General features: G+C 65.5%; 22 protein-coding genes and 1 other annotated feature. Of the genes, 11 read left to right on the top strand and 11 right to left on the bottom strand.

The window, feature by feature from the left end; translation table 11 throughout:
* Positions 1 to 11 precede the first annotated feature (11 nt).
* The gene (locus tag FIU66_RS01990; protein WP_167621151.1) at positions 12 to 2,171 is read right to left on the bottom strand and encodes a malate synthase G; all 2,160 of its coding nucleotides are present in this window, start codon (positions 2,169 to 2,171) and stop codon (positions 12 to 14) included.
* A gap of 264 nt (positions 2,172 to 2,435) precedes the next feature.
* Here FIU66_RS01990 and FIU66_RS01985 point away from each other — a divergent pair, with 264 nt between their 5' ends.
* Positions 2,436 to 2,825, top strand: coding sequence for a pore-forming ESAT-6 family protein (locus FIU66_RS01985; RefSeq protein ID WP_167621150.1), 390 nt, complete (start codon positions 2,436 to 2,438; stop codon positions 2,823 to 2,825).
* Between the two features lie 47 nt (positions 2,826 to 2,872).
* Here FIU66_RS01985 and FIU66_RS01980 read toward each other — a convergent pair whose 3' ends face one another.
* From FIU66_RS01980 to cls, 7 genes are all read right to left on the bottom strand, one after another.
* Entirely contained in the window at positions 2,873 to 4,114 is a 1,242-nt protein-coding gene (locus tag FIU66_RS01980) for an AI-2E family transporter (RefSeq protein WP_167621149.1), read from the bottom strand.
* Positions 4,115 to 4,204: 90 nt separating this feature from the next.
* Complete coding sequence (locus FIU66_RS01975; RefSeq protein WP_167621148.1) at positions 4,205 to 5,431, bottom strand: saccharopine dehydrogenase family protein; 1,227 nt, start codon at positions 5,429 to 5,431, stop codon at positions 4,205 to 4,207.
* A gap of 35 nt (positions 5,432 to 5,466) precedes the next feature.
* A complete protein-coding gene (gene nspC / locus FIU66_RS01970) occupies positions 5,467 to 6,567 on the bottom strand; it encodes a carboxynorspermidine decarboxylase (RefSeq protein ID WP_167621147.1) in 1,101 nt (366 codons plus the stop codon).
* Positions 6,568 to 6,654: 87 nt separating this feature from the next.
* Entirely contained in the window at positions 6,655 to 7,020 is a 366-nt protein-coding gene (locus FIU66_RS01965) for a hypothetical protein (protein WP_167621146.1), read from the bottom strand.
* A gap of 11 nt (positions 7,021 to 7,031) precedes the next feature.
* Positions 7,032 to 7,799, bottom strand: coding sequence for a DUF6478 family protein (locus tag FIU66_RS01960; protein WP_167621145.1), 768 nt, complete (start codon positions 7,797 to 7,799; stop codon positions 7,032 to 7,034).
* A gap of 63 nt (positions 7,800 to 7,862) precedes the next feature.
* Positions 7,863 to 8,141, bottom strand: coding sequence for a 4a-hydroxytetrahydrobiopterin dehydratase (locus FIU66_RS01955; protein WP_167621144.1), 279 nt, complete (start codon positions 8,139 to 8,141; stop codon positions 7,863 to 7,865).
* Between the two features lie 6 nt (positions 8,142 to 8,147).
* Complete coding sequence (gene cls, locus FIU66_RS01950) at positions 8,148 to 9,554, bottom strand: cardiolipin synthase (protein WP_240544716.1); 1,407 nt, start codon at positions 9,552 to 9,554, stop codon at positions 8,148 to 8,150.
* Positions 9,555 to 9,666: 112 nt separating this feature from the next.
* Here cls and accD point away from each other — a divergent pair, with 112 nt between their 5' ends.
* Together accD and FIU66_RS01940 are read left to right on the top strand one after the other, a co-directional pair.
* A complete protein-coding gene (gene accD / locus FIU66_RS01945; protein WP_167621142.1) occupies positions 9,667 to 10,587 on the top strand; it encodes an acetyl-CoA carboxylase, carboxyltransferase subunit beta in 921 nt (306 codons plus the stop codon).
* Positions 10,588 to 10,646: 59 nt separating this feature from the next.
* Positions 10,647 to 11,918, top strand: coding sequence for a folylpolyglutamate synthase/dihydrofolate synthase family protein (locus FIU66_RS01940; protein WP_167621141.1), 1,272 nt, complete (start codon positions 10,647 to 10,649; stop codon positions 11,916 to 11,918).
* A 3-nt stretch (positions 11,919 to 11,921) separates the two neighbouring features.
* On the opposite strand, the gene zapE is transcribed toward FIU66_RS01940, so the two are convergent.
* On the bottom strand, positions 11,922 to 13,019 hold the full coding sequence (gene zapE, locus FIU66_RS01935; protein WP_167621140.1) for a cell division protein ZapE: 1,098 nt from the start codon (positions 13,017 to 13,019) through the stop codon (positions 11,922 to 11,924).
* A 104-nt stretch (positions 13,020 to 13,123) separates the two neighbouring features.
* Between zapE and FIU66_RS01930 the strand changes: the two genes are divergently transcribed.
* Together FIU66_RS01930 and FIU66_RS01925 are read left to right on the top strand one after the other, a co-directional pair.
* Positions 13,124 to 13,771, top strand: a complete 648-nt coding sequence (locus tag FIU66_RS01930) for a 5'-methylthioadenosine/S-adenosylhomocysteine nucleosidase (RefSeq protein WP_167621139.1) — start codon at positions 13,124 to 13,126, stop codon at positions 13,769 to 13,771.
* A 50-nt stretch (positions 13,772 to 13,821) separates the two neighbouring features.
* Positions 13,822 to 15,618, top strand: a complete 1,797-nt coding sequence (locus tag FIU66_RS01925; RefSeq protein WP_167621138.1) for an ABC transporter transmembrane domain-containing protein — start codon at positions 13,822 to 13,824, stop codon at positions 15,616 to 15,618.
* Here FIU66_RS01925 and FIU66_RS01920 read toward each other — a convergent pair whose 3' ends face one another.
* Positions 15,619 to 16,053 (bottom strand): CAP domain-containing protein, encoded by a 435-nt coding sequence (locus tag FIU66_RS01920; RefSeq protein WP_240544715.1) that lies wholly within the window; start codon positions 16,051 to 16,053, stop codon positions 15,619 to 15,621.
* Positions 16,054 to 16,329: 276 nt separating this feature from the next.
* Here FIU66_RS01920 and lysM point away from each other — a divergent pair, with 276 nt between their 5' ends.
* The 3 genes from lysM to FIU66_RS01905 all read left to right on the top strand — a co-directional run bounded on the left by lysM (position 16,330) and on the right by FIU66_RS01905 (position 20,075).
* Positions 16,330 to 16,824, top strand: coding sequence for a peptidoglycan-binding protein LysM (lysM, locus tag FIU66_RS01915; protein ID WP_167621137.1), 495 nt, complete (start codon positions 16,330 to 16,332; stop codon positions 16,822 to 16,824).
* 136 nt (positions 16,825 to 16,960) lie between these two features.
* Positions 16,961 to 18,847 carry an acyl-CoA synthetase gene (locus FIU66_RS01910; protein ID WP_167621136.1) on the top strand — a complete coding sequence of 629 codons (1,887 nt, stop codon included), beginning with the start codon at positions 16,961 to 16,963 and terminating at the stop codon, positions 18,845 to 18,847.
* Between the two features lie 82 nt (positions 18,848 to 18,929).
* Complete coding sequence (locus tag FIU66_RS01905; RefSeq protein WP_167621135.1) at positions 18,930 to 20,075, top strand: glycosyltransferase 61 family protein; 1,146 nt, start codon at positions 18,930 to 18,932, stop codon at positions 20,073 to 20,075.
* Here FIU66_RS01905 and FIU66_RS01900 read toward each other — a convergent pair.
* Positions 20,063 to 21,520 (bottom strand): DUF563 domain-containing protein, encoded by a 1,458-nt coding sequence (locus FIU66_RS01900; RefSeq protein WP_240544765.1) that lies wholly within the window; start codon positions 21,518 to 21,520, stop codon positions 20,063 to 20,065. The genes FIU66_RS01905 and FIU66_RS01900 overlap by 13 nt on opposite strands.
* A gap of 116 nt (positions 21,521 to 21,636) precedes the next feature.
* On the opposite strand from FIU66_RS01900, the gene FIU66_RS01895 reads away from it, so the two are divergent.
* The 3 genes from FIU66_RS01895 to FIU66_RS01890 all read left to right on the top strand — a co-directional run bounded on the left by FIU66_RS01895 (position 21,637) and on the right by FIU66_RS01890 (position 23,393).
* The gene (locus FIU66_RS01895; protein ID WP_167621133.1) at positions 21,637 to 21,915 is read left to right on the top strand and encodes an HNH endonuclease; all 279 of its coding nucleotides are present in this window, start codon (positions 21,637 to 21,639) and stop codon (positions 21,913 to 21,915) included.
* Positions 21,916 to 21,985: 70 nt separating this feature from the next.
* Positions 21,986 to 22,111: a hypothetical protein gene (locus FIU66_RS18245; RefSeq protein WP_255432304.1), complete on the top strand. Its 126-nt coding sequence runs from the start codon at positions 21,986 to 21,988 to the stop codon at positions 22,109 to 22,111.
* Between the two features lie 47 nt (positions 22,112 to 22,158).
* A protein-coding gene (locus tag FIU66_RS01890; protein WP_370528908.1) for an IS3 family transposase occupies positions 22,159 to 23,393 on the top strand; the annotation gives its coding sequence in 2 pieces (ribosomal slippage) (positions 22,159 to 22,459 and positions 22,459 to 23,393; 1,236 coding nt in all).
* Positions 22,446 to 22,562, top strand: a sequence feature (AL1L pseudoknot). (Overlaps the previous gene by 117 nt.)
* Positions 23,394 to 23,420: the final 27 nt, after the last annotated feature.

The following is a 23,420-nucleotide window of genomic DNA, read 5'->3' as shown; positions in this document are numbered from 1 at the left end:
TTTGCCGGTTCTCAGCCCCGCAGCGCCTTGGCTTGCCTGCGCCGTGCGTGCAGCGCGGGTTCCGTGTAACCGGAGGGCTGGGTCGTGCCCGTCAGCACCAGGTCGCGCGCGGCCTCGAAGGCGGGACCGTCGAAGCCGGGGGCCATGGGGACATAGTTCGGATCGCCTGCGTTCTGTTCGTCCACCTTCAACGCCATGCGGCGCAGCGCATCCTCGACCTGGTCGCGGGTGATCAGGCGCTGTTCCAGCCAGTTTGCCAGAAGCTGCGCGCTGATGCGGCAGGTGGCGCGGTCTTCCATCATCGGCACGTCGTCGATGTCGGGCACCTTGGAACAGCCGACGCCCTGGTCCACCCAACGGACCACGTATCCCAGGATCCCCTGGGCGCTGTTGTCCAACTCGCGAAGGATCTGGTCCTGCGGCAGGGGCGTGTCCCCCATCAGGGCGGGGGTCAGCAGCGCATCCAGGTCGGGCACGGGCTGGCCCTGCAATTCGTCCTGCCGGGCTGCCACATCGACCATGTGGTAATGCAGCGCGTGCAGCGTGGCCGCCGTGGGGCTGGGGACCCAGGCGGTGTTGGCGCCCGATTGCGGATGGGCGATCTTGGCGCCCAGCATCTCGGCCAGGGCGTCGGGCTTGGCCCACATGCCCTTGCCGATCTGCGCGCGGCCGCGCAGCCCGCAGTTCAGGCCGATCAGCACGTTGCGGTCCTCATAGGCCTTCAGCCAGCCGGACCGGCGCGTCGCATCCCGCCCCGCAAAGGCGCCGGCCTGCATCGAGGTGTGGATCTCGTCCCCCGTGCGGTCCAGGAAGCCGGTGTTGATGAAGAACACCCGGTTGCGGATCGCGTGGATGGATGCGGCAAGGTTCGCGCTTGTGCGGCGTTCCTCGTCCATGAGGCCCAGCTTCACGGTGTTAGCGGGCAGGCCCAGGATCTGTTCCACCTTGGTGAAACTGCGATCGGCGAATGCGGCCTCGTCCGGGCCATGCATCTTGGGCTTCACCACATAGATCGCGCCGGCGCGGCTGTTCCGCGGGCCTTCGGTCTTTCTGATGTCGTGGATCGCGCAGGCAGTCGTGACCATCGCATCCATCAGCCCCTCGGGCGTGTCCTGTCCGTCCAGGCGCACGGCATCGGTGGTCATCAGCAGGCCCACGTTGCGCACCAGCAGCAGCGCGCGGCCCTGAAGGACAAGGGTGCTGCCGTCGGGGCGGGTCACCTGCCGGTCGCCGGCCAGGCGGCGGGTCATGGTCTTGCCGCCCTTTTCGAAGCTGTCGGCCAGATCGCCCTTCATCAGCCCCAGCCAGTTGGCGTAAACGGCGACCTTGTCCTCGGCATCGACGGCGGCAACGCTGTCCTCGCAATCCTGGATCGCGCTGAGGGCGGCTTCCACGACCACGTCGCGCAGGCCGGACGCCGACGCCGCGCCGATCGGGTGGCCGGGATTGATGACCAGTTCGACATGAAGCCCGTTGTGACGCAGCACCAGCCCGGTATCGCCGCCCTCGGCCCGGCGCCCGACATAGGCCGCAGGATCGCGCAGCGTCACGACCGAGCCGGCGACGGTGGCCTTCAGCCCCTCGGCATCGGCATCATAGGCCGACACCTCGGCATGGCTGCCGCTGGTCAGGGGAAAGGTCTCGTCCAGGAACTGCGCGGCGCGGGCCACCACCGCCTCGCGGCGCGCGGGCTCGATGCCGCCCGCGGGCGGCGGCGGCCCCAGCACGTCGGACCCGTACAGCGCGTCATACAGCGATCCCCAGCGGGCATTGGCGGCGTTCAGCGCGAAGCGGGCATTGCTGACCGGCACCACAAGCTGCGGCCCGGCGACCTGGGCAATTTCCGGGTCGATCTGGCCGTTGTCGACGGCAAAGGGCGCGGGTTCGGGGACCAGGTAGCCGATCTCGGTCAGGAAGGCGCGATAAGCGGTGATATCCCAAGGCTGGTTTCCCCGGGCCTTGTGCCAAGCGTCGATCCGGCCCTGCAATTCGGCCCGTCGATCCAGCAGCGCGCGGTTTTCGGCCCCGAAGTCGCGCAGCAGTTCCCCATAGCCCGACCAGAAGCGGTCGGCATCGATGCCCGTTCCCGGCAGCACCTGGCCTTCGACAAAGGCTGCAAGTTCCTCGGCCACCTCTAGGCCGTGTTTGGGGACATAGCGGGTCTGGCTCATGCGGCTGCTCCTTTCAACTGGGGCGACGGTATACCATCGCGCACTTTGAATCGGTTTACGTCAAGCCCCTGCATTTTCCAAGATATGGTGAAAAGTTTTTCTGCATTCCGGAAAAAGCCGGATAGGCGGATTCCAACCGTCCGGCTTGTCAGTTTCCAGCAGGATCCCGCGGTTTGCAGACGCCTCTGCAACCCCCGCCCGCCAAGCCCGTTGTCCTGCGCGCCGTCCGGCGGCGCATCCTAGGACGGACATGAAGGAGTTCAGATGTTCCGCAATACTGCTTTCGCCCTCGGGCTGGTTCTGGCCGCCCCGGCGGCTTTCGCGCAGACGGCCCCGGCGGCCGAACCGATCGACCCGTCGCTGGCCTACGAGGCCGCGCGCAACCAGCTGGGCATCCTGAAATACTGCGCGGACCAGGGCCATACCGGGACCGAAGCCGTTGCAGCCCAGGAAAAGATGGTGGGAATGCTGCCCGCGGGCGACACCGCCGCAGGCGACCAGGCCGAGGCGAAGGGTGCCGCCGGTACCGTGTCCATTGGCGAGACCGAGGTGACGCTGGCCAATGCCGCCGCCAACCAGAACACGACGGTCGACGCGCAGTGCAAGCAGATCGAGGCGGCCGTCAATCAGGTCGCCGCGCAACTGCCCGGCTGACGGACCCATCGGACCAGTCGGAAGGGCCGCCCGCGTGGCGGCCCTTTTCATGTTTTGCCGCTTCCCGGAATCTCGTCCTCGACGATCTCGGCCGTCACTTCGCGGGCTGCGGCCTCGTCCTCGGCCACGCTGCCCGCCTCGACGATCTCGCGGGCTTCTTCCTCGTCCTCGTCCTCCAGCGTGGGGGGATCCTCGCCCGCCAGGAAATTGCCGAACTTTTCCCAGCCGGGGACATAGTCGGCCAAGACGCGCATCACCACCAGCACCGGCACGGCGATGATCATGCCGATCACCGACCACAGCCATGCCCAAAGCGCCACGGCCAGAAACACCACCACCGCGTTCATCTGCAGCCGGCGCGACACGAAATAGGGCGTGATGATCTGCCCTTCCAGCGAGGTCAGCAGAAGATAGCTGCCCGCCACCATCAGCGGCCAGAACAGCCCCGGCATCACGACAAGCGCGACCAGGGCCGAGGAGATGACCCCCACGATCGCGCCCAGATAGGGGATGAAGTTCAGGATAAAGGCGCCCAGGCCGAACAGCACCGCGCCGGGCATTCCCCAGGCGAACATGGCAAGCCCGACCGCCAGCCCCAGCCCCGCATTGATGATGGTGATCGCGCCAAGGTAGTTGCCCAGCGAATCCTCGATCTGGCGCAGGGCCAGATAGGCGCTTCGCTTTTCGGCCATGGTGTCGAAGCTTTGCACGATCTTGAGATACAGAAGGTCGCCCGACGCCAGCATGAAGAACAGCAGGAACAGCGTGAAGACCACCTGCCCGGCGATGGCGGGCGTGAACTTCATCAACGAGGTGAGGGGACTTTCGCTGACCTGCTCGACCTTGATGGGCTCCTGCTGTTCGGGGTCGTCGCTGGCCTGGACCTGCTCGATCTCTTGCGCGGCCTGCTGAAGCTCTTCGAAGGATTCGCGGATGTCGCTGAACTTCTGTTCCAGGCGGATCTTGATGGTGGGCAGGTTCTCGGCCGCCCGGCTGATCGGGCCGCTGGCGGCCAGGCCGATCAGAACCACCGTCACGACAAGCCCCAGCGTGATTCCCGTCGCGGTCAGCGCGTCCGGAATGCCGCGCCGGCGTGCAAGGCGGCGCAGGGGCGTGAAGACGAAGAACAGCAAGGCCGCCAGCGTGACCGGCATCAGGAAATCGCGCCCGGCGGCAATGGCTGCAAAGCCAAGGATCAGGAAGATGCCGATGACGGCCCAGTTGGCTGCACGTTCGCTTCTGCCGCTGCTTTCGGTTCGAAAGCGCGGAAAGCTGTATTTTTCGGCCACGGCGTCCCCCCTGCATCAACGCCAGCACCGAACGCGAACGGCGGCCCGATGTTCCGGACCGCCGCCAGCGTCAAGCCGCAAGGGGCCCGATTACAGGGGGTGGTCACCCGTCGCGTCGATCACGCGAGTAGGCAGGCCCATGTCCCCAAGAAGTTCCAGGAAGGGCCGGGCGGGCAGATCCTCGACATTGGCCATTCGCTTCACATCCCAGGTGCCGCGCGCGACCAGCACCGCCGCCGCGACCGGAGGCACGCCTGCGGTATAGCTGATGCCCTGGCTGCCGACTTCGTTGAATGCTTCCTTGTGGTCGGCGACGTTGTAGATGAAGACCTCGCCCGGCTTGCCGTTCAGGCTGCCCTTGACCAGATCGCCGATGCAGGTCTTGCCCTGGTAATCGGGGGCAAGGCTGGCCGGATCTGGCAGCACGGCCTTGACGACCTTCAAGGGCACGACCTCTTGCCCCTCGGCGGTTTTCACCGGCTGTTCGGACAGAAGGCCCAGGTTCTGTAGCACGGTGAAGACGTTGATGTAGTGGTCGCCAAAGCCCATCCAGAACCGCACATCGGCGTCCTTGTAGCGGGCTGACAGGCTGTGGACCTCGTCATGGCCCGACAGATAGGCCTTCTGCTTGCCGACGACGGGCAGATCCCATTCACGCCCGACCTCGAACATCTTGTTCGTGCGCCATTCGCCGCCCTGCCAGGAATAGACCGTGCCGGTGAATTCGCGGAAGTTGATCTCGGGGTCGAAGTTCGTGGCGAACCAGCGGCCGTGGGAACCGGCGTTGATGTCCACGATGTCGATGCTGTCGATCTTGTCGAAATATTCGTCCTCGGCCAGGCGGGCATAGGCGTTGACCACGCCCGGATCGAAGCCCGCGCCCAGGATCGCGGTGATCCCGGCCGCCGCCACATCATCGCGGCGCTTCCATTCATAGTTGCCATACCAGGGCGGCGTTTCGCAGACTTTGGCCGGATCCTCGTGGATGGCCGTGTCGATATAGGCTGCGCCCGCGCGGATGCAGCCCTCCAGAACGGTCATGTTGATGAAGGCCGTACCCACATTGATGACGATGCCCGCATCCACCTGGCGGATCAGCCCCTCGACCGCGCCCGCATTCATCGCGTCCAGCGCGTGGCTGGCGAAGGGCATCTGGTGGCCCTTGTCGCGCAGGCTGCCGATGATCGCGTCAGCCCGTGCCTGGGTGCGGTTGGCGATGTGCAACTCGCCAAATTCCGCGGCCCATTGCGCAACCTTGTGCGCCACGACTTGCGCGACGCCACCCGCGCCGATGATGAGGACGTTCTTCTTGGCCAATTCTGGATCCTTTCCGGGGTTGCAGAGAGGGCGCCTTAGGACAGGCTGGACTTGTAGTCTTCGTAGGGAAAGCTGCGGACGCTGCGGACGCTGCCGTCCTCTTCCCTGATGGCGATGGCGGGCATGGCCACGCCGTTGAACCAGTTCTTCTTGACCATGGTATAACCCGCCGCGTCCGCGATGCTGATCCGGTCGCCGACGGCCAGGGGCTTGTCGAAGCGCCCGTCGCCGAAGATGTCGCCCGCAAGGCAGGTCTTGCCCGCGATCTGGTATTCGTGGGTGCCCAACTGCGGCAGCTTGGCGGTTTCGCGATAGATCAGCAGATCCAGCATATGCGCCTCGATGCTGCTGTCGACGATCGCGACCTTCTTGCCGTTGTCGATGATGTCCAGCACGCTGACCTCCAGCGTGGTGGTGCCGGTGATGCTGGCCTCGCCCGGTTCAAGATAGGCCTGGACGCCGAAACGGTCCTGGAAGGCCTTCAGCCGGTCCGCCAGACGCTCGACCGGATAGCCCTCGCCGGTGAAATGGATGCCGCCGCCAAGGCTGACCCAGTCCAGCCGCTTCAGGATCTCGCCGAACTCGGTCTCGATCCGGGTCAGCTGGCTGTCGAACAGGTCGAAGTCGCGGTTTTCGCAGTTGTAATGGATCATCACGCCGCTGATGCGGTCCATCGCCTGTTCCAGCCGCGACAGATCCCATTCGCCCAGGCGGCTGAAGGGTCGCGCCGGGTCGGCCAGGTCGAAGCCGCTGGTGGAAAAGCGCGGGTTCAGGCGCAGGCCGGTTGTCACGCCCTTGGCGCGGTCGGCAAAGCGGTCAAGCTGGGACAGGCTGTTGAAGATGATCTTGTCGGAATAGGACACCGCCTCGTCGATCTCGTGATCGGCCCAGGCGACGGAATAGGCATGGGTTTCCTTGCCAAAGGTTTCGTGCCCAAGGCGCAGTTCGAACAAGGACGACGAGGTGGTTCCGTCCATGTAGTCGCGCATCAGGTCGAAGACCGACCAGGTGGCGAAGCATTTCAGCGCCAGCAGCGCCTTGGCCCCGGACGCCTCGCGCAGGCGCGCGACCTGTTCCATGTTGCGACGCAACGCGGATTTGTCGATCAGGTAGAAGGGCGTCTGCATCCCGGCCATGCGAAACCTTTGGGCTGAAAGCGAAAGCGCCGATATAGCCACGGCCCGTGCTTTTCGCAAGGAACGGTGTCAGGGGCGTGACAGCCCTCAGCCGCCCGAGGCGAACCGCCGGAATTCGCGCTTCACCAGGTCAAGTTCCGCCCGAAGCTGCGCGACCTCGGCCAGCAGCTCCTCGCCCGCGACGGTGCCCGCGACAAGGGTCAGGCTGGCCAGCACCTGCGATCCGACCTTGTCAGGATCGCCCGCCACCAGCAGCAACCCATGCACCCCCCGGTCGATCACCGATCCCGGCAGATCCACGGCCACGGACCAGGTGCCCGGCCCGGCCTCGCGCAGCCTTGCCTGCGCCACCGCCTTGCCCCGATGGACCAGGCACAGCGCCGCAGGCGGGTCGTCGGACTGCAAGGCCCCGGTCCAGCAGCCCGCGGACAAGCCGTGATCCTCGAACGTCATGGCTTGTCCCTTCAGGCCTGGGCGCGCGGGTGATGCGACACCAGCACGTCGTTGATGGTGACCGCGTTCAGGCGGGGCGATTCGAAGATCAGGTCCAGCCAGGCGCGTTCGATGGGCCGGTTGGCAAGGTCGGCATATGCCAGGTCGAACTCGACCCGCCGGCGCGCGCCCCTTCCTTCCGCCGGGTGGCCCAACTGGCGCAGCATGGTCTCGGTATTCGGGCCTTGGACCAGGTTGATCCGGGCATAGATGGTGATGGCTCGTTCCGCGTCCATCACCGTGTCCAGTTGCAGCACGCGTTCCGGCCCCAGCCCGCCCAAGGCGTCGCCGGGCAGGTCCAGGGCCAAGGACAGGAAGCCGCAGGAATTGCCCATCATCTCGACCTGCAGGGCATAGCAGGCAGCCTGTCCGGGGCGTGGCCGTGCAGACTGGCGCAGGATCAGCGCGTTATAGGGGCAGTCGTGCCACAGGGCCGCATCCTCGCCCAGGCGGTGGCCGTTTTCCGGCGCGACAACGGCCCTGGGGCTGACCTGCCCGCACAGCAGCCGGGGCCGCCAATGCCAGTCGGTGCCGGGCGGCAGGTCATCCTCGGCAACACCGGTCTTGCGCAGCATCCAAGGGTCCGAGATCTGCAGGAAGCGCGACAGGTGGCGATGCAGGCGCTGCGCTTCCTCGCGCAGGTCGGGGTCCACAGGCTTCGGCCTGCGGTCCAGCCGCTCGGCCAGGCGGACCCAATCCGGGCGCCGCCGATCCAGACCGAAGATGTCAAGCAGCCGCATGACCATGAGGGCACCTTGTCCTTGTCCCCCGTGGATAAACTGCAACCTGGGCGCGAACAAGCCTCAGCGCAGCAGGGCGTCCAGATGCGCCGCGGCAGTGAAATCCGCGTCCGTCAGACCGCCCGCATCATGGGTGGTGAAGGTAACCTGGCAATAGCCCCAGCCGAAGGCCACGTCGGGGTGATGGCCGCGCTTGTTGCCCAGCCAGGCCGCCAGGTTCGCCATCTCGACCGCCTTGGCAAAACCCTTGAACGCGAAGTGGCGGGTGATCGCCTTGCCCTCTGGGGTCAGGGTCCAGCCATCCAGGCCCGCCAGCCGTTCAGCGATATCTTGGCTTTCCATGTCCCCTCACAGCAATGGCGACGCCAGGGCCAGCAGGTTGTTGCGCAACCGGCGCAGGATCGACCAGTTGCGGACCTCCTCCAGCGTAATCTCTCGCGCGCGTTCGGCATAGCTTTCCTGCCGCGCGTCCAGTTCTTCGATGAAGTCGCGGTCGAAGACGGCCATGTTGACCTCGTAGTTCAACTCGAAGCTACGGCGGTCCAGGTTGGCGCTGCCGACCATGCCCATCCGGCCGTCCACGGTCATGATCTTGGAATGCAGCAAGCCGTCCTGGAACAGCAGGATCCGCGCCCCCGCCGCCAGAAGGCCATAATAGAACCCCTGGCTGGTCGCGCCCACCACGATGGAATCGTTGCGCGCCGGCAGGATCATCGTCACCTCGACCCCCCGCCGGGCGGCGGCGCGGACGGCTGCGTCCAGGGCGGTGTCGGGAACGTAGTATGGCGTCGTGATCACCACCCGGTCGCGCGCCGCATGAAGCATCCCGGACAGGCAGTCCGAGATCGACCCCTGCCGCCGATCCGGCCCGGTGGGTATGACCTGGGCGATGTCGCCCGGATCGGCCACCGGTTCCACGGGCTGCAGCATGTAGCCCAGGTCCTTGCCGGTATAGCTCATCCAGTCGCCCAGGAAGACCGACTGGAACTGCCGCACGACCGGCCCCTCGACCGACATCAGGATATCGACCCAGGGGGCAAAGCGCGGCTTGATGGCGAAGGCCATGTCCGCGCAGTTGCGGCTGCCGGAAAAGGCGAGGCGGTTGTCGACCACCAGGATCTTGCGGTGGTTGCGCAGATCCAGCCTGCGGAACAAGACGCTGATGAAGGGCAGGCCCCAGGGGAATGCGGTGACGCATTCTGCGCCCGCTTTCTGCATCTGCGCCCAAAGGGGCGAACGCACCAGCAGGCGCGATCCAAGCGCATCCACGATCACCCGGCATTCGACGCCCCGGCTGGCGGCGCGGGCCACGGCCTCGGCCACCTTTTGGCCGGAATGGTCGGGCAGCCAGATGTAGAACAGGATATGGACGTGATCCACGGCGCGGTCGATGCTGTCGATCAGCCGGTCGATGGCCTCGTCGCTTTCCTCCAGCAGGTGGATGCGGTTGCCCGACAAGGCCGACATGCCCCCTACCGCCGCATTGGCCGCGACCACCGGCAGCGCGTAATGCGGCGGCTCGGCGATGACGGCGGGATTGGGGATGCGCAGGTTGGTCAGCCGGTCGCGCACGTCGGCCATGCGCTGAACCTCGGCCTGGTTCATGCGAACCTCGCCGAACAGGATATAGGACAGGATGCCCACGACGGGCAGCGCCTCGATGACCATGATCCAGGCCAGGCGGACAGACGGATCCAGCCGCGGGCGGATCAGGACGCGCGCGATAAGGGCCAGCGTGACCGTCGTATGCAGCATGACGAGGAATGAGGCCCACATGCCGCGCATCATTCCCGCCCGCCACGGCAATTGCAATTCCCCCCGTCGCGGCCTATCTCGGTGGCTTGAAAACAGCAGGGGCCGCCCGCGAATGAACTGGATCACCAACTACGTCCGTCCGCGCATCAATTCGCTGTTCTCGCGCCGCGAGGTGCCCGAGAACCTGTGGACGAAATGCCCCGAATGCGGGACGATGCTGTTCCATCGCGAATTGTCGGACAACCTGAACGTCTGCACGAATTGCGACCACCACCTGGCGATCAGCCCCCGCGACCGCTTCACCGCCCTGTTCGACGGCGGCGCTTTCCTCGAGGTGAAGGTCCCCGAGCCCATCGCCGACCCGCTGCAGTTCCGCGATCAGAAGAAATACCCCGACCGCATGAAGGCGGCCCAGAAATCCACTGGCGAAAAGGAAGCGATGCTGGTCGCCGAGGGCGAGATCGGCCGCACCCCCATCATCGCCGCAGCCCAGGATTTCAGCTTCATGGGGGGGTCGATGGGCATGTACGTCGGCAACGCCATCATCGCCGCCGCCGAACGGGCCGTGAAGACCAAGCGCCCGCTGGTGCTGTTTTCCGCCGCCGGGGGCGCGCGGATGCAGGAAGGCATCCTGTCCCTGATGCAGATGCCCCGCACGACCGTCGCGGTCGAGATGCTGAAGGAAGCAGGCCTGCCCTATATCGTCGTATTGACCCACCCGACCACCGGCGGCGTCACCGCCAGCTATGCCATGCTGGGCGACATCCAGATCGCCGAACCCAACGCCCTGATCTGCTTTGCAGGCCCCCGCGTGATCGAGCAGACCATCCGCGAGAAACTGCCCGAAGGCTTCCAGCGGGCCGAATACCTGCTAGAACACGGGATGCTGGACCGCGTGACGCACCGCAAGAAACTGCGCGACGAACTGGTCTCGATCCTGCGCATGGTCGGGGGAATGCCCGCCCCCACCCGCGCCGACCTGCCCGCGCCCGTCATCGAACCCATCCAGCCCGAACCCGCGCAGGCCGTCTAGGCTTCTTCTTCACCCAAACATCCCGGGGGTCCGGGGGCTGGCCCCCGGCTTGTGCCGCCATGAGCCAATCCGACGCCATCCTCGACCGCCTGATGTCCCTGCATCCCAAGGTCATCGACCTGTCGCTGGACCGGATGCACCGCCTGCTGGCGGCCCTTGGCAACCCCGAGCGCCGCATCCCGCCGGTGATTCACATTGCCGGCACGAACGGCAAGGGCAGCACCCAGGCGATGATCCGGGCGGGGCTGCAGGCCGGTGGCGCACGGGTCCATGCCTATACCTCGCCGCATCTGGCGCGTTTCCATGAACGCATCCGCTTGGCGGGCGATCTGATCGCGGAAGCCGACCTCGCCGCCACGCTGGAGGAATGCGAGGCCGCCAATGCGGCCCAGCCCATCACCTTCTTCGAGATCACGACGGCAGCCGCCTTCCTGGCCTTCTCGCGCACCCCTGCCGATTTCACCCTGCTCGAAGTGGGCCTTGGCGGCCGGCTGGACGCCACGAACGTGATCGACAGCCCCCGCCTGACGGTCATCACGCCGGTCAGCATCGACCATACCCAATACCTGGGCGAGACGCTGCCCCTGATCGCGGGCGAAAAGGCCGGCATCATCAAGCGCGGCGTCCCCGTGATCGTCGGTCCCCAGCAGGACGAGGCCCTGCGCGTGATCGAGGCCAAGGCCTCCGGCCTGACCGCGCCTGTTTTCGCCCATGGCCAGCACTGGATGATCGCGCGCGACCGCGACGGCATGGTCTATCAGGACGACCACGGGCTGTGGGACCTGCCGTTGCCTAACCTGATCGGCCCCCACCAGATCCAGAACGCTGGCACCGCCCTTGCCACCCTGCGCCACCTGGGCGCGACCGATGCCCAGGCCCACGCCGCCGTGACCCAGGCTGAATGGCCCGCCCGGATGCAGCGGCTCCGCCACGGTCCGCTGGTGGACCTGGCCGGCCCGCAGGCGGAACTGTGGCTGGACGGCGGCCACAACCCCGCCGGGGGCGAGGCGCTTGCCGCCACGCTTGCCGCCCTGCCGATGCGCCCGACGCATCTTGTCTGCGGGATGCTGAACACCAAGGACATCGCCGGCTATCTGCGCCCGCTGGCGGCCCATGCCTGTTCCCTTACCGCCATTGAGATCCCCGGAGAGCCGAACACCCTGCCCGCAGCCACGACCGCGGGCGTCGCGGCAAGCGTCGGCATGATCGCGGGCATGGCCGATGATGCAGCGGTCGCCGTTTCGGCCATTATCGCACGGGATCCCCAGGCGCGGATCCTGATCTGCGGGTCGCTGTATCTGGCGGGCCGGGTGCTGCGCGAGAATGGCTGAGGGCTAGGCCCCCCGCCCCCAACCTGCATCCTGCATCTCGCGCAGGCGGCTGGCGGTGCGCTCGAACTCGAAGCTGCCCTCGCCTTCGTTGTAAAGCTGCTCCGGCTGGTCCGCCGCGCTGGCGATCAGCCGCACCTTGGCTTCATAGATCGCGTCGATCAGGGTGACGAAGCGCTTGGCCTCGTTATAGTTGGACGCGGACAGGCGCGGGATCGCGTCGATCATCAGCACCCGCACCTCGCGCGTCAGCGCCAGGTAGTCGGCCGGGCCCAAGGGCTTGCCGCACAGGTCCCAGAAGCTCGACCGGCCCGCGCCGTTTGCGAATCGCGGCAGGGTGAAGCTGCGCCCGCCGACCTCGATCCGCCGGGCCTCGCCTTGCGCGCCGCCGGTCATGTTGTCCCAGATCGCGTCCATCGCGTCCCTGGCGGCGGCATCGGCCGGGCAGAACCAGACCTGCCCGCCGCTCGCCCGGCCCTGCCGGTGGTCCACGGGGCTGTCCAGGCAGACGACCTCCAGCCGCTGGCGGATCAGGTCGATGAAAGGCAGGAACAACTGCCGGTTCAGCCCGTGCTTGTACAGATCCTCGGGCACGCGGTTGGATGTCGTGACGATCACCACGCCCTGTTCCAGCAACACCTGGAACAGCCGCCCCACGATCATCGCATCGGCGATGTCGGTGATCTGCATCTCGTCAAAGCACAGAAGGCGGACCTTGGCCGCGACCTCCATCGCGACGGGGCGCACGGTGTCCTGGTCGCCCCGCTGGCGGGCGCGGTTCAGGCCCGCCTGGATTTCCTGCATGAATTCGTGGAAATGCACGCGCCGGGCCGGCACCGTTGCGGCCTCGGCCATCAGGTCCATCAGCATCGACTTGCCGCGCCCGACGCCGCCCCACAGGTAAAGCCCCCGGGCAGCCGGTGCGGGCGGCGGGCTGCCCACGCCCAGGAAGGCCCGCCATGCCGACCGCTTTTCCGGCGCGGGGGTGGCGGCCATGTCGTCCAGCACCCGGTCCAGATGCGGCAGCACGGAAAGCTGCGCCGGATCGGCCTCGATCCGTCCTTCCGCCACGCGCTGCCTGTAAAGATCGCTGACCTTCCCCATGCGCCCGCAAGTGCCACGGATGCGGAAGCCCCCGCAAGGCCCAATGCTTGACCATTCGCCGTGCCCCGTGCGACCCCTGCCAAAGCAGCCTTTTCCGAGGATCCATGACAAAGACATCCAGCCTGATCGCGGACATGCCCGTCCTGTTCGTCATGGCGGCCGAGGCCGAATACGGCCCCGCCCTGCGCGCCCGGATCGACCCGATCATCACCGGCATCGGCCCGGTCGAGGGCGCGGTCCAGCTGACCGCAGCCCTGGCCGGAATGCGCGACCTGCCGCGGCTGATCGTGTCGCTGGGCTCGGCCGGGTCGGCGCGGCTGGAACAGGCGCAGGTGTATCAGGTGACGGCCGTCGCCTATCGCGACATGGACGCCTCGCCCCTGGGCTTCGAAAAGGGCCGCACGCCGCTGCTGGACCTGCCGGTCCGCGTCGAATTGCCCCTCCGGGTCGAGGGGGTGCCGACCGCCACCCTGTCCACCGGCGCCAACATCGTCAGCGGGGCGGCCTATGACGCTGTGGCCGAGGACATGGTGGACATGGAAACATTCGCCCATCTGCGCGCGGCCCAGCATTTCGGGGTGCCGCTGGTCGGGCTGCGCGGGATCTCGGACGGGGTCGCCGAATTGCAGACGCTGTCGGACTGGACGCAATACCTTCACATCATCGACGAAAAGCTGGCATGGGCAGTGGACCGCATCGCCGAGCAACTGGCCGACGGACGGCTGATGCCCTTGGCCCCGCGCTTGTCCTGAGGCGTCCCACGGCCTAAACCCGCCTGGCACAGCTACCGGCAAAGGCAGACATGGCACGCGGCACGACGATTACTCCTGACCGGCCCACCAGCAAGCGCGTGGGCGCCCTGCGCGCGCTCTGGCCCTTTGTCCGCCCCTACCGCGTCCAGGCGGGCCTGGCGCTGATCGCGCTTGCCGCGACCTCGGCCATCAGTCTGATCCTGCCGCTGGCGGCTCGGCGGGTCGTGGACAATTTCGACGATGGCGCCGGGCTGCTGGACGACTATTTCGGCGCGGCGCTGATGATCGTGGCGCTGCTGGCCCTGGGCACGGCGGCGCGGTATTACTTCGTCACCCGCCTGGGCGAACGGGTCGTGGCAGACATCCGCAAGGCCGTCTTTGCCCGCGTCATCACCCTGTCGCCCGCCTTCTTCGAGCGCGTGATGACCGGCGAGATCCTGTCGCGCATCACCACCGACACGACGCTGATCCAGTCGGTGATCGGCGCGTCCCTGTCCATCGCGCTGCGCAACATGCTGATCCTGGCGGGCGGGCTGGCGATGCTGGCCTTCACCTCGCTGAAGCTGATGGGGCTGGTCCTGCTGATCGTGCCGGCGATCCTTGTGCCGATCATCGTCCTTGGCCGCCGCCTGCGGGGCCTGTCGCGCGCCAACCAGGACTGGATCGCCGCATCCTCGGGCGCAGCGTCCGAGGCGCTGCTGGCAGCCCAGACCGTCCAGGCCTACACGCATGAAGGGCGCAGCATTGCGCGCTTTGACGACGTGACCGAAAGCTCGTTCGGCGTGGCGCTGACGCGGATCCGCACGCGGGCGGTGATGACCGCCATCGTGATCTTCCTGATCTTCGTGGGCGTGATCGGCGTTCTGTGGATCGGCGCGCGCGACGTGCAAACCGGCGTGATGACCGCCGGGCAACTTGTGCAATTCGTGATCTACGCCATCCTTGTGGCCAGTTCGACCGGCGCCCTGTCCGAGATCTGGGGCGAACTGCAGCGCGCGGCGGGCGCGACCGAACGCCTGGGCGAACTGCTGTCGGCCGAGGATGCGCTGACCGATCCTGCCCGTCCCCTGCCCCTGCCCCGCCCGGTGCGCGGCCAGATCACGCTGGACGGCGTCAGTTTCCGCTATCCGACACGGCCCGATGTCTCGGCCCTTGATGATGTCAGCCTTTCGATCAAACCGGGCGAGACGGTGGCCCTGGTCGGTCCGTCGGGCGCGGGCAAGACCACGGTGATCCAGTTGATCCAGCGGTTCTGGGATCCGGCGTCAGGCCGCGTGACGCTGGACGGGATCGACCTGCGCGACATGGCGCGGGCCGATTTCCGGCAGGCCATGGCGCTTGTCCCGCAGGATCCGGTGATCTTCGCCACGACCGCGCTTGAGAACATCCGCCTCGGCCGCCCCGATGCCCCCCCGTCCGAGGTCGAGGCCGCGGCCCGCGCGGCCCATGCCCATGATTTCATCACCACGCTGCCGCAGGGCTATGACACGCCCCTGGGCGAGCGCGGGGTGATGCTGTCGGGGGGCCAGCGCCAGCGCATCGCCATCGCCCGCGCCATCCTGCGCGACGCGCCGGTCCTGTTGCTGGACGAGGCCACAAGCGCGCTTGACGCGGAATCGGAATCGCTGGTGCAGGCCGCCGTGCAGCGGCTGTCCGAAAACCGCACCACCGTCGTGGTTGCCCACCGGCTGGCCACGGTGAAAAAGGCCGACCGCATCGTGGTCTTCGACGGCGGCCGGATCGTGGCCCAGGGCACCCATGATGCCCTGGTGTCCGAGGGCGGGCTTTACGCCCGGCTGGCGCGGATGCAGTTCACCGACATGCCGGTCCTGCCGGAACCCGCCTGATCACTTCGGAGCGGCATAGACCGCCGCCCAGAAGCGGGTCTTGCCGTCCGGCCCGATCGCCTGCCCGATGCCGTAATCGCGGACCTGCGGAATCATGATGTTCGCCAGATGGCCGCTGGACGCGTTCCATTCGGACAGCACGCGTTCCTGCGAGAATGGTCCCGCGGCGATGTTCTCGGCCGTGACGCGGGGGGCATAGCCCGCGGCCTTCACGCGCGGGCCGGGGCCGCTGGTCTTGCTGCCAAGATGGGTCATGCGGCCACGCTGCGCCATGTCGCAGGCGTGCTGCGCGGCCACGCGGGCCAGTACCGGATTGGCCTGGACAGGCGGCAAGCCCGCGCTGCGCCGCACCGCATTGGTTGCCGCCGCGCCATGGCTGTTCTGGCTGGAACTGGTGGCAAGGCAGGTGGCTTGCCCCGCCGGCATCAGCTGCATGGCATGGGGATCATTCTTGCCGACGCTGATATCAGGAGAGGTCTGCGCACAGGCTGCAAGGATGGCGCAACCAAGGGCCAAGACAGGCAATTTGGTAAGGGATGTCATCATGCTTCACCTTTGATGTTTAAGCGCATCTTACGGGTGAAAGTGTGAATGATTTAACAATGCACGGTTGTTATATAGCAAGGCCCGACGGCATAACCAGAGGGAACGCTTGGCTCAAGACCGCGTTTTTCACGAAATGATCAAGTTTCCATCAGCAAAGGATGAACCATGGCAATTTGGGACTTCGTGAAGGACGCCGGAAAATCGGTCTTCGGCAAGGCCGAGGCCGCCGAGCCCAAGCCTGCCACACAGCCCGAGGCGGCTGCGGCAAAGCCCGGTCAGGATCCGGAAACGACCCGCAAGGTCGCCGCCCTCAAGGCCGAGTTGCGGGCGCTGAACCTGGACAAGGATGACGTGCACCTGACCCTGCGCGGCGATACGGTGAAGATCGAGACCAAGGGCGCGGATCGCGAAACGCTCGAGAAACTGGTGCTGGCCGTCGGCAATATCGAAGGCATCGCCAAGGTCGAGGCCGACCTGCCCCAGGCCGAGGAGGCGCCCTTGTTCCACACCGTCAAGAAGGGCGAAACGCTTTCGGCGATTGCCAAGGCCTATCTTGGCAATGCCAACAAATACAACGCGATCTTCGAGGCGAACCACCCGATGCTGCTGGACCCGGACAAGATCTATCCGGGCCAGACCCTGCGCATTCCCCGGGATTGACCGGTGACGCGGCGTCCGGCCGGTCCTGACGCCGCGTCCTTTTCCGCCCTTTCGTCAAGACCCTTGCCCCTTTTCCCGTCGTTGCCCCATTCTGGCCCTGATTGGGATCAGGAGGGTGATCCCGTGGGAGGGATCGATGACGCGTTTCAGCAGCTATGACGACCGCAATGCCTTGGAAGCAGCCATGCCTTACGAGGCCAGGGACTTGCCGGTCACGCTCTACGGCTTTCTGGCCCGCACAGCCGAACGCTATCCCGACCGCCCCGCGATCAGCTTCCAGCTTCTGGCCGATCCGAAAAGCCACGCCTCGACCCTGACCTGGCAGGATCTGCTGGAACGGGTGACCGAGACGGCGAACCTGTTCCGCAAGCTGGGCGTCGGGCCGACCGACACGGTGGCCTATCTTCTGCCCAACAGCATCGAAACCCCGGTGGTCCTGCTGGCCGGTGCAACCGCCGGGATCGTCAACCCCATCAACCCGCTGCTGGACGCCCAGCAGATCGCGGGCATCCTGCGCGAAACCCGCGCCAAGGTTCTGGTCACGCTGCGCGCATTCCCCAAGACCGATGTGGCCCAGAAGGCGGCCGAGGCCGTGGCCTTGGCCCCGGACGTCACCCATGTGGTCGAAGTGGATTTGAACCGCCACCTGCGCGGGCTGAAACGCTTCATCGTGCCGCTGATCCGCCCCCGCGTGAAGCGCAGGCACAAGGCCAGGGTCCTGAACTTCGAGGCCGCGACAAGCGCCGAAAAACACACCCGCCTGGATTTCGAGGACATCCAGCAGGACCGCGTGGCCGCCTATTTCCACACCGGCGGCACGACCGGAACCCCCAAGGTGGCGCAGCACAAGTATTCCGGCATGATCTACAACGGCTGGCTGGGCGGGTCGCTGCTGTTTGACGAAAACGACGTGCTGATGTGCCCGCTGCCGATGTTCCACGTCTTCGCGGCCTATCCGATCCTGATGTCCTGCATCGCATCCGGCGCGCATGTGGTAATGCCCACACCTGCCGGATATCGGGGCGATGGGGTCTTCGACAACTTCTGGAAGCTGATCGAACGCTGGCAGGCGACCTTCCTGATCACCGTGCCCACCGCCATCGCCGCCCTGATGCAGCGGCCGGTCAATGCCGATGTCCGCTCGCTCAAGACCGCGATCTCGGGCTCGGCCCCCCTGCCGATCGAGCTTTACAACCGCTTCAAGTCCGCCACCGGGGTCGAGATTGCCGAAGGCTATGGCCTGACCGAGGCCACCTGCCTTGTCAGTTGCAACCCCGTAGACGGCATGAAGAAGGTCGGCTCGGTGGGCATCCCCCTGCCCTATACCCATGTCCGCATTCTCCACCACGACGATGCGGGCAATGTCCGTGAATGTCCGACCGACGTGGTCGGAGAGATTTGCGTGGCCAATCCCGGCGTCTTTCCGGGGTCCACCTACACCGAGGCCGACAAGAACCACAAACTCTTCGCCGAGGACATCTATCTGCGCACGGGCGACCTGGGGCGGCTGGATTCAGACGGCTATCTGTGGATCACCGGCCGCGCCAAGGACCTGATCATCCGCGGCGGCCACAACATCGACCCCGCCGAGATCGAGGAGGCGATGCTGTCCCATCCCGCCGTGGCCTTTGCCGGCGCGATCGGCCAGCCCGACAGCTTCGCGGGCGAGCTGCCCTGCGTCTATGTCGAACTGGTCGCCGGCGCCCAGGCCTCCGAGTCCGAATTGCTGGCCCACGCCAAGGCCCATATCCACGAACGCGCCGCCATTCCCAAGCATGTCGAGATTCTGGCGGAACTGCCCAAGACGGCGGTCGGCAAGATCTTCAAGCCCGACCTGCGCCGCATGGCGATCACCCGCGTCTATGACAAGGCTCTTGACGGCACCGGCGCCCGCGTGGCCGAGGTGGTCGAGGACAAGAAACGTGGCCTCGTCGCGCGCCTTGCCCGCGAAGGCGAGGTCGACGAGGCGGCCGTGAAGGCGAAGCTGGGCGAGTTCACGCGGCCTTGGGAATGGGCTGCTTGACCACAATCTTGGGTAGCCGGGTTGTTGCCATTAACAATTCTGCGTAGAAACATTCCTGCGGAACCTATGCTGCGGGGGCAAGATGCTGGATCTGAACAACGAGTCGGACGACCTGGTCCTGATCGAGAATGCGATCGTTGTTCCGCCCACGCCGAAAGGCATGGGGAAATGGCAGCCCTCGGGCGTTCTGGACAGCAAGGGTGACTTTGTCGCCAACTCGATCAGTTGGTCCAGCAGCACCTTGCCGGTCAATTCCGAACCGAAGATGCCGCCGACTGAGGCCATTCACGACATGGCCGGCACGCATATGTTCGCCGGCATCAGCTATGGCCATTTCGGGCATTTCATCACGGAAAGCATGACCCGGATCTGGGCTCTGGATCAGGTGCGTGACAAGATCGACGGGCTGGTCTTCACGCCCAAGAACCAGATGAAGGACAACCTGCGCCCCTTCGAGGTTTACCGGGAGTTGATCGACAATTTTGGACTGGCGGGCGTTCCCATCGCCTGCCCCGCCGAACCCGTCCGGGTCGAGCGGCTGTATGTCCCGAAGCAGGGCTTTGGCTTGGGCGACCTTGCCGGCGGCAGCAGGAAGTTCGTGGATTTCATCAACCGCCACGCGGGTATTGACGTGACCCCGGCCGGAGCCGAGCGGATCTATATCTCTCGGTCGCAGCTTCCGGCCGATCGCGGCGGCATTCTGGGCGAGGCGAAGCTCGAGGAATATCTGGCGGCGGAAGGCTATGCGATCTTCCATCCGCAGAAGGAAAAGAAACTGGCCCAGTTGGCCCAATACAAGGCGGCGCGCGTCGTGATCTCGGTCGATTGCTCGCCGTTGCACCTGATCGGCTACGTGGGCAACGCCGACCAGACCGTGGCGATCCTGCGGCGGCGCAGCCTGGACTTCGGCGATCTGTTCGCGCGGCAGTTGACCGGCTTCAAGGGAATCCGCTGCCTGACGGTGGATGCGCTGAAGAACGACTGGCTGCCGCTGAACACCAATCGCCCCAGCCGCAGTTCCTTTGGCGAGATCGACTTTCCCGAAACCTATCGGACCCTGAAGGAGGCCGGGCTGATCCGGGGCGAGACGCCCTGGACGCCGCTGACGCTGGACGAACGGAACCGCGACCTGCATCGGATCGAGGCGATGCACGAGATGGCCTTCAAGCCTTTCAAGCCCGACAGCAGCTTCCAGACCAGCATCCAGGCTGCCGATCAGTCGGGCTGACCTTCCTCCGCAAGGTCGCAGATCAGGTCGATTGCCGCCTTGCCCACCCGCACGCCGATCAGCCCGTCGGTGATCGAGGGGATGACCGAAGGGTCCTCTTGCGCCAGATCCGCAAAGACCACCGAATAGCGGCAGCCCGCGACATGGGCATTGCCCAGGAAATCCCCCCAGCGGTGGAACTGCGTCTGGATGCTGCCGATCTCGATCACATGGGCGTCGGGATTGGCGAACATCATGTTGGCGAAGAAGGCGCCGTGCGCCGAAACGACCACTTCGGCGGCGTTCATGGTAGAGATCTGCTCAACGGGCGAAAGCCGCTCGAAATATACCTTCTCGAACCCCAGGGCCCGGAGCCGGTCCCACAGCGCGTCCTGCCCCAGAAAACCCCTTTGATTGACCGCGTCGTTCTGGGGATCGCGGACCACGAAGATACGTCGCGCCAACCTGCGGCCCGGCCCCTCGGCCGCCTTGGCAAGGGCCCGTTCGCGCATTTGGCGCAACGAACGGTCGAATGTGTTCTTGAGCACGAATTTCCGGCTTTGCGTATGGGCGGTCAGATCCCGCCATGCCGGATCCCCTTCGTGACGATCAAGTTCCTCGGCAATGCGCGGGTCGCCGTTCGCCGCCACAAGATGCCGCGCGTTGAATGGGATGACAACGTGGTCATAGCGGCAGGCACGGTCGGTAAAGGCGATCCGGCCCTCTAGTTCGGGGAACAATGCGTGTGTGAACTGTTCCGAGAACGCTGACGTCCTGGCGTTGCGGCAGTGAATGGTGATCTGGCCTGTCTCACGGTCGCAGAAATGCGTCAGTTGAGGCAGGGTTTCGGTCATGAAGTGGTAATAATTGACACGGTTCCGGCACTCGATCCCGACAGGCATGTTCCTGATGGCACCGTCCCACAGGGGCAGGTCGGCGTCGGTCCCGGATCGCATCTGGCGGAAGAACGAGATCATCGCGGCCACGGCCTCGTCCGTCTTGTTATGCTTCAGAAACCGCGCGAAAATCCGGTCGCCTGATGCCCCGTTGGCAAGCCATTTGCCGTTGATCTGAAGGCTTCCGGCACTGAACATGGCATCTTCGGCAACTGCGGGAACCGTGTTCGTCTCGAAGACACAGGGCGCCTGTCGCCATCTGTCCTCAAGGTTTCGTTCAAGACGCCTCTGGATGTTTCCGTGATCGCTGCGGGCATACTGGCGGACGCTGGCGCCGAGGGCGCGGCGAATCAACCACTCTGGCTGTTCCACCGGGAAAAGTCCCGGATCGGTACCGGGCATGAAGAAATATTCCTCGGCAGGACCGGCCCATCTGCCAGTGGCGCCATGCTTTTCCGTCTGAACGGTGGCCACCTTTGTTCCTTTCGCGACTGCGAAGACTTCCTGTTGTGACGCCTGCCTTGGATCGCGAAACAAAGCCGCGCCACAACATCCTATGCGCGAATACACCAAGGCCGGAAAACCCCACAGGTGTAGTCATGACCCACCCGCTGCTGAAAGCCAAGATTGTCTGCCCCGGATTTGCGTCTTATCCTGTCACTGTCCTGCAGGCAGGAAGCCGGCCCATGCCCGATGATCCCAATTGCCCCCTGTGCCTGCGCCCGATCCCGCCCGGCGTGCCGCAAAGCCGGCATCACCTGGTCCCTAAGCTGCGCGGTGGCAAGGGTGGCGAGACGGTGCTGCTGCATCACGTCTGCCATCGCACGATCCACAAGACGCTGGGCGAAACCGAACTGGCGCGCAACTATGCCACTGTCGAGGCGCTGCGTGCGCATCCAGACCTGCGGCGCTTCTTCGACTGGGTCGGCAAGCGTCCGCCGGGCTGGACGGGCAAGGTTCGGTAACGCGGCTGTGTGTTTGCCGCGGCTCGATTCGGCCGCAGGCTTGCCTTGTTCCAACAGGAAAGGAGACTGCATGCCCAGACTTGCCCTCACCACCCTGGCCGCCTGCCTGCTGGCGGCACCCGTGCTTGCCGCCGACGCACCGGCGACGACGGACAAGACCGCAGGCCCGGCCACGACGCTGATCCTGGCCAACTGAACCGCCCCGGGTTTACCGGAGAGTAAAACACTCAAAGGATGAGCCCTATGTCAAAGCCGAGATTCACCCCCGCCTATCCGGCCGAGCTTCGCGAACGCGGTGTTCGACTTTTCCGAGAGAACCGCGGCGACTACGCGAGCGACACGGCCGCCTACAGGGCGATTGCGCCGAAGCTTGGCTGTTCGCCCGACAGCCTGCGCGTCTGGTGCCAGCAGGCCGAACGTGATGCCGGTCAGCGCGGCGGTCTGACGAGCGCGGAGAAGGACCGGATCAAGGAACTGGAGCGCGAGGTCCGTGAACTGCGCCAGGCCAATGAGATCCTGAAGAAGGCCAGTGCGTATTTCGCAGCGGCGGAGCTCGACCGCCCCTTCCGCAAATGATCGCGTTCATCGACGATCACCGTTGTGTCCATGGTGTCGGGCCGATCTGCCGGGTTCTGGGGATCGCACCATCGACCTATCATGCCTTCAAGGCCGTCGAGCGTAATCCCGATCTGGCGTCGGATCGGGCCAGGCAGGATCGCCTCGACATGGCTGCCATCAAGGAGGTTTTCGATGGCAGCCGGGGCCGTTATGGCGCGCGCAAGGTCTGGCACCAATTACGCCGCGAAGGGCACGATATCGCCCGCTGCACGGTGGAGCGGCTGATGAAGGCGATGGGATTGCAAGGCGTTGTGCGTGGCAAGAAGGTCATCACGACCCACCCCGATGCGGCTCAGCCTTGCCCAGACGACAAGGTGAACCGGGCCTTCGTTGCGGACATGCCGAACCAGCTATGGGTCAGCGACTTCACCTATGTCTCAAGCTGGCAGGGCATGGTCTATGTTGCCTTCGTCATCGACGTCTTCGCCCGGAAGATCGTCGGCTGGCGCGTCTCGAGCTCGATGACGACTGGTTTCGTGTTGGATGCTTTGAACCAGGCTATCTGCCAGAGGACCCCATCCGAGACTGACAAGCTGATCCATCATAGTGATCGAGGCAGCCAATACCTGTCGATCCGATATACCGAACGGCTGGCTGAGGCAGGCATCGACACCTCGGTCGGCAGCGTCGGGGACTCCTATGACAATGCCCTCGCGGAAAGCATCATTGGTCTGTTCAAGACCGAGGTCATCAAGTTCCTCGGACCCTGGAAGTCCGTCGGTCAGGTCGAATGGGAAACCTTGAAATGGGTCGACTGGTATAACAAGACGCGCCTGCACAGCGCCATCGGTTACGTCACGCCGAACGAAGCAGAGGAGGCCTTCTACGCAAGCTTGAACGCAGCCGAAAAAGCAGCCTAATCATTGAACCACAAACTCTCCGGTAAA

This window comes from Paracoccus sp. AK26 (assembly GCF_011801365.1).
GTDB lineage: Bacteria > Pseudomonadota > Alphaproteobacteria > Rhodobacterales > Rhodobacteraceae > Paracoccus > Paracoccus aerius.
Note: the sequence above shows the minus strand (reverse complement) of the source record. Positions and strands in the feature narration are given on the sequence as shown.